Consider the following 1,339-nt stretch of genomic DNA (forward strand, 5'->3'; position numbering starts at 1 on the left):
CCGCTCAATTCCAGGCTCACAAGGGCGGAGGCGTGGGGTGTTCCGCCTACACAGACAGCGCCCACAAGGGGAACGTCGGCCAGGATGGGGGCAATGCAGGCCGCTGCCAGACGTGCCGCCGCCGCATAGGACGGCGGAAAGGCAATGATTGTCCAGGCCGCTGCCTGATTTTCATGTTCGCGCCAGAAGCCGAGCCGGTCGTTGCTTTGGGTTTCGCGCCCATGCCCGGCACTGGAGCCGAAATGCATGTGCGCGAGAGCCAGCCCTGTTTTTATGGCGGCCCGCCATGTGGGCGGCGTTGCTTCATAGGCGTCGGCGGCCAGGGTGTCTTCCAGGCGCGTGTCTTCCATCCATTGGGGCCACTGGCCGTCAGGCGCGCTGTCGGACTCTGGTGCGGTTGGTGCGGACATGCGAGGGGTTTCCTGCTACTGGGCCATGCCGTCCATACCGGCAAGCCATGTTCTGAGCTGGGCCACTTGCGCGGCCACGGATTGCGGCCCGGTTCCGCCGAAGGTTTCACGCCGCTGTACAGCGGCCGTATAGTCCAGCACTGCGTACACGTCTTCATCAATGCGTGGCTCAAGGGCCTGCATTTCGGGCAGGGTAAGGTCTTCAAGCCCTTTGCCCTGCTTTTCCGCCGCAGCCACACATTGACCGGTAACATGGTGCGCCTCGCGGAAGGGAAGCCCCTTGCCCACAAGATAGTCGGCCAGCTCCGTGGCGTTGAGGAAACCGGCCTTGCAGGCTTCGCGCATGCGCTCCGTGCGAAAGGAAATTTCTTCCATCATGCCGGCCATGAGCCGCAAAGATGTTTCCACTGTCCTGTCGGCGTCAAGAAAACCTTCCTTGTCTTCCTGCATGTCGCGATTGTAGGCCAGGGGCAGGGCTTTCATGGTTGTAAGCATGCCCATGAGCGAGCCGTAGACGCGCCCGGTCTTACCGCGCATAAGCTCCGCCACATCGGGATTTTTCTTTTGCGGCATGATGGAGGAGCCTGTGGCGTAGCTGTCCGGCAGGCGGACAAAGCCGAAAGCGGGATTGGCCCACAGAATGATCTCTTCGCACAGGCGAGAGAGGTGCATCATGATGGTGGAGCCGCCAAACAGGGCTTCAAGAACAAAATCCCTGTCGGACACGGCATCCATCGAGTTGTTGTAAACCCCGGTAAAGCCCACGTCCTCAGCCACGCTTTGCGGGTCAAGCGGATACGTTGTGCCTGCCAGAGCGGCTGCGCCCAGGGGAGAGACGCGCACCCGGTCAAGGCAGTCTTCAAGGCGCATGGCGTCTCGCCGGAACATCCAGGCATAGGCCAGCAGATGGTGGGCCAGGCTCACGGGCT

At 61.9% G+C, this 1,339-nt stretch carries 1 protein-coding gene and 1 pseudogene; both read right to left on the minus strand.

Features of this window, described 5'->3' with window-relative positions; all coding sequences use genetic code 11:
* A pseudogene (locus tag V6C07_RS12875) lies at positions 1-410 on the minus strand (hypothetical protein); the annotation flags it as partial.
* A 15-nt stretch (positions 411-425) separates the two neighbouring features.
* A partial coding sequence (gene argH / locus V6C07_RS12880; protein ID WP_333536876.1) for an argininosuccinate lyase occupies positions 426-1,339 on the minus strand: 914 nt, incomplete at its 5' end.

Source organism: Desulfovibrio sp. 1214_IL3152 (assembly GCF_036763055.1).
In the GTDB taxonomy this organism is placed as follows: Bacteria; Desulfobacterota; Desulfovibrionia; order Desulfovibrionales; family Desulfovibrionaceae; genus Desulfovibrio.